General features: G+C 61.2%; 6 protein-coding genes. 3 read left to right on the top strand and 3 right to left on the bottom strand.

What is annotated here, in order from left to right; all coding sequences use genetic code 11:
- Positions 1-106 precede the first annotated feature (106 nt).
- Together K9B33_RS22795 and K9B33_RS22790 are read left to right on the top strand one after the other, a co-directional pair.
- Positions 107-412, top strand: a complete 306-nt coding sequence (locus K9B33_RS22795; RefSeq protein ID WP_224551402.1) for a conjugal transfer protein TraD — start codon at positions 107-109, stop codon at positions 410-412.
- Positions 413-434: 22 nt separating this feature from the next.
- Complete coding sequence (locus tag K9B33_RS22790) at positions 435-665, top strand: conjugal transfer protein TraD (protein ID WP_224551401.1); 231 nt, start codon at positions 435-437, stop codon at positions 663-665.
- Here the strand turns inward: K9B33_RS22790 and K9B33_RS22785 are convergent.
- The 3 genes from K9B33_RS22785 to K9B33_RS22775 all read right to left on the bottom strand — a co-directional run bounded on the left by K9B33_RS22785 (position 662) and on the right by K9B33_RS22775 (position 3,300).
- Positions 662-2,176, bottom strand: coding sequence for a HEPN domain-containing protein (locus K9B33_RS22785; protein WP_224551400.1), 1,515 nt, complete (start codon positions 2,174-2,176; stop codon positions 662-664). The two genes, K9B33_RS22790 and K9B33_RS22785, sit on opposite strands and share 4 nt — an antisense overlap.
- Complete coding sequence (locus tag K9B33_RS22780; protein ID WP_224551399.1) at positions 2,173-2,787, bottom strand: hypothetical protein; 615 nt, start codon at positions 2,785-2,787, stop codon at positions 2,173-2,175. Before K9B33_RS22780 ends, K9B33_RS22785 begins: the two co-directional genes overlap by 4 nt.
- Before the next feature lie 276 nt (positions 2,788-3,063).
- Complete coding sequence (locus tag K9B33_RS22775) at positions 3,064-3,300, bottom strand: hypothetical protein (protein ID WP_224551398.1); 237 nt, start codon at positions 3,298-3,300, stop codon at positions 3,064-3,066.
- 177 nt (positions 3,301-3,477) lie between these two features.
- Between K9B33_RS22775 and K9B33_RS22770 the strand changes: the two genes are divergently transcribed.
- Positions 3,478-4,017, top strand: a complete 540-nt coding sequence (locus K9B33_RS22770; protein WP_224551397.1) for a phage head morphogenesis protein — start codon at positions 3,478-3,480, stop codon at positions 4,015-4,017.
- Positions 4,018-4,146: the final 129 nt, after the last annotated feature.

The raw sequence follows: 4,146 nt of genomic DNA, 5'->3' as shown, positions 1-4,146 counted from the left end.
TTTCTCGGACGGGACTAGGCGGTGTCAGGCTGTCCCGGCGACTCTACTGCGCGGCGGGCGAGTTCATCTTATTATAGCGTCATCGTCACTCAATGGAGACTTTACGATGCGCAAACCTCGCGATTTTGATTCGGAACTCAAAGCTCTCGCCGACAAGGCCAAGGCGCTCAGGGAACGGCGCGTGCGCCAGCTTGGCGAACTGGTGACGGCGACCGGGGCCGATGCGCTCGACGCCGATATACTGGCCGGGGCGCTGCTCCATGCCGCTACGGTGAAAGACGCCGCGACAAAGGAGGACTGGCGCAAGGCGGGCGCGGGCTTCTTTCGCGGCAAAGGCGGCAAGCCTGCGGGCGGACCTTCTGGCCAGCAAAGCGGCACGCGCCCGCTCGACGGCGGCGCGGCATCGGCTTGAAGCTCGAAAGGCGCGAACCGACATGCGCGATTGGCAAGTGAAGCGACGGGAGAGAACGCGGCATCTGATCGAACTGGGCGGCCTCGTCGTCAAGGCGGGGCTGGTCGATCTCACCGCCGATGACCGCGCCACGCTTTACGGCGCGTTTCTCACCGTTGCCGACCGACTGCGCGGTGAGGAACGCGCTAATGCGCTTGCCCTCTGGAAGCGCAAGGGCAAGCGGGCCTTCGAGGCGGAACAGGACGGCGGTTAGCGCGAAACTGGCAAGCGCACATTGCCATCGCGTTCGGCCTGATACTCGACCATCGCCGCCATGGGTTGGCTGCTCTTGTCGCAATAGCGCACGGTGATGAAGTCTTCCCGGATCGCGGGGCAAAGGCCGGAGCCATACAGAATGTCCGCGAGCGCGTCGAAGGTCGTCGCCTTGGCGCGATAGGCTCCCGTCCAGCGCACCGCCCAAATATCTTCATTCGCCTTGACCCGGTAGCCTGCCCTCTGCGCAACATCCATGACCGCGCCAAGCACCGTGTCTGCGCGCACGTCGAAGTCCAGCACGGCGGACAGGTCGGAGGGTTTGGAACGGACGACTTGCGCGGACTTTACCCGCCATAGTGTTGCCTCCGCGCCAGCCATGAAGAAGCAAAGGCAGACAATCGCCAAGGGCAGATGGTCAACCCAGTCCATGAACCTGTCGGAGCGCCAGAACTGGCGAACGGGAACGAGCGGATTCCACCGGCCCTGTTGCGGGGCAACTCGTCGCACGATCCGCCATGTCCGTTGCAGCATATTGGCGCGGCGAGCAGGCTGGGAAAGGGCTATCGCTGTCGTCGGCTCTGCGGGTGGCGGGAGCATTGGCACTGGCAGGCTTTCGGCAAGCAAAGCTTGATGATCCGCGAAGGCGCACGCCGCACGTTCCGCCAGTATCTCCACCCGGTCGAACGCCCATGAGAGTTCCTCGCCCGAAATGCGGTAGGAGCGCCCATAGCGCGCTTCGACATAGGCTCGGCGAATGCAGCCGAACGCGCGGCGCTCGAACCGGCTGTCGCGCGGCCATGCCGAACACAGACGCGGGTCCAGCGCTTCGGCCGCCTCGCGCAGTTCATCCAGCGCATGGGTGCGCGGCGCGTGCAGGCTGATCGACCGGAGAACGCACAGATAGAAATGCTCGCACGCCTGATGCAGCATCAGCGCTGCCATCGGCATGTCGCCCCGGTTCCGATAGAAAGCCGCGCCCGCCAGAAATCCAGTTCCGCGCCGATGCCACCGGATGAACTCCGCCACGCCCCGGATAGCCCGTTCTCGCGCTGGCAGGTGGCGCGGTTCTTTCAGCCGCAAGCCCTCCATCTGGTAGAGTGCGATTCCCTGCTCAGCGATAGTGACGAAATGCGGGACGCCTTCGACAAGAGCGCTGTTGATCCGCTCAAGACTTTCAACAGACAGCCGCACCGGGCGGGTAATTTCGCCATGCTCCCACGCGCGACGAAGACGGTCACGCACCACCCGCCAGTCGCGTTCGCTGCGGGCAAGGCGGGGATAGTTGACGATAGCCAGCAGGCGGAACGCTTCCCCCGGCGCGATCTCGTCCCATTCATTCTCGGCATGGGGACCGTGCAGGATCAAGGTAAGGATGCGGCCCGCCCGGAAATGTTCGGAACATCGGCCTTTGGTTGTTTCCTCGAACGCCTGGAACAGGATTGTCGTGACGTGGAGAAGCTCATCCCGGATCGGTGCCGGCAGATGATCGGCATCGGTGCGCAGCATCATGACCGCACCTCCTGTGTGCGGCGCTGGCAACCTTTCGGGCGCGGGTGGCCGGTCACGTCATGCACGCGATCTACCAAGGCACGCACAAGGGGGGTGATAGTGGCAGGAATGAACCCGCCCGTGCGGGGACGGTCTTCCTCCCAATCATGATAATGATAGCCCCATTTCCAGTAGGGCGAGAGAACCTCAGCCAGCCGCGCCATGTCGGGGCAATCATGGCCAAAGCCGCAAGCATTGGCGTAGGCCAGCGCTTTGGCGATGTCCTGCTTGATGTGGCTGGCGTTCCACGCATCGGCAAAGCCCAGGTCCAGTAGATAGGCGCACAGGGCTTGCTGGGTCACGAAACCGGCCTGATGCAGCGCTTCCTTTGCATGTCGCGGCTCGGTGAGGAAATCCGCTTCCAGCGTGGTCATCCACCGTTCCGCATTGTGATAGCGGGAACGGCTTATGCTCCGGCCATCTTTCGTCCGCTCCAGTGTCGCGGGTTCGTCTTCGTAGCGTTGGTGAAGCGCCCCCAGTGCGCCACCCCAGGGCGAAGCAATCGCCGACGCGGCAACCGGCGCGATAGCCAATCCGCGCAGCAGGGCGCGGCGGGATTTGGAGACAAGCATATGCACCTCCGTTCCGCATCCATCACAAGGCGGCGAGATATGACGGGCGGACGCGGAACGGTCCCGGCACTCCCATATGATTCGCGATGCCGGTCGAGCATTAGCCATTCGAGAGAGGCCAGTGCATCATTTACGCCATCTTTTATTCCATAAACGATGGCGTAAATTCAAATTAACGGTGGCGTCAATAGGATTGATTTGGAAATTGAGTTTCTACCCGATAGCGACAGGTCGATGGGACGCCCGCCACTTGGAATGAAGCCAACGACGATCAGGCTAACTACCGACACGATCCGTCGAATAGAGGCGCTTGTCGGCAATCGGAGGCTTGCCCTGTTCATCCGCGAGGCGGTGGAGAACGAATTGCAGCGCCGCGAAGTTCCGGAAGCGTCCACGGGTCTGGGTAACCCCTGAACGAAACATTTCGGCGGCGATTGTCGGACGCCTGGCCAATCCGACAGTGATTGCCAGGAACTCCGTGAAACGGCGTAGCCACGCGGCACCGATTTTCATGGTATCGATGCAAGAATGCGCCGCTAGTGGCCGAAATTGGTGTTTTCCGATTGGCGAATGTGCGCCCCTTCGAGACGTCTGCGCGCCATCTTCCATCCGCAAGAGCCGACACTCATGCATATGGCTAGCGGATTTCGTCCTGTGCTGCCAACATTGCGCTATCCAATGCGGGGCGACATGATGGTTTTCGGATTCTTCAAGCGAGGCGAGCCGGTCAATTTCATTCCCACCGTCAAGTTCGACCCTACGCGCGTCACAGAGGCTATCCGTGCTGATCTTTGGGAGCGCATCCAAGAATTCGAAGATTTGCCCCTAGGAGAGGAGCAGAGGGTATTTGATGCCGCCGTCGTTATGGCCCAGCGCGGGGGAGACCTTCACTATCTGGCAAAGACGCTAGAGGAAATGGGCGTCACCAAGCGCCGGGCGTCCTACATAGCCCATTATCTCGGCAAGCGTTCTACCGCGTTGATGAACGTCGCCCGTTCACGCAGCATCGGGCTTACCGAAGGCAAATGGATGTATTCGGGCGCGGCCTGCTATTGGACGAGTGATCCCAGCCCATCCGAGAAGGCCATGGATGCGGCACATAAAGTCGCCAACGGTAAGGTATTTAGGCTCGATAGAGGGCTGAAGATCAACGGTGAGTGGACATTTCCCGGCCTAGAGCCGGGCTGCAAATGCTGCACCAATGCCATTGTGCCAGGGTTCGACCGATAGCTGATAAGATTGCGGTATGATTTGAGAGCTGTCGCCGCTGGGACGGCAACTATCTGCGTTTGCCCGCCCGTAACCGGACATTTTGCTATCGGCCAATTCAAGCCGATGAATTGCCGGGCGGTAATGCGC

It is taken from the genome of Sphingobium sp. 3R8 (assembly GCF_020166615.1).
GTDB lineage: Bacteria > Pseudomonadota > Alphaproteobacteria > Sphingomonadales > Sphingomonadaceae > Sphingobium > Sphingobium bisphenolicum.
The sequence above is the reverse complement of the archived record's forward strand: the minus strand, read 5'-3'. Positions and strand labels throughout refer to the sequence as shown.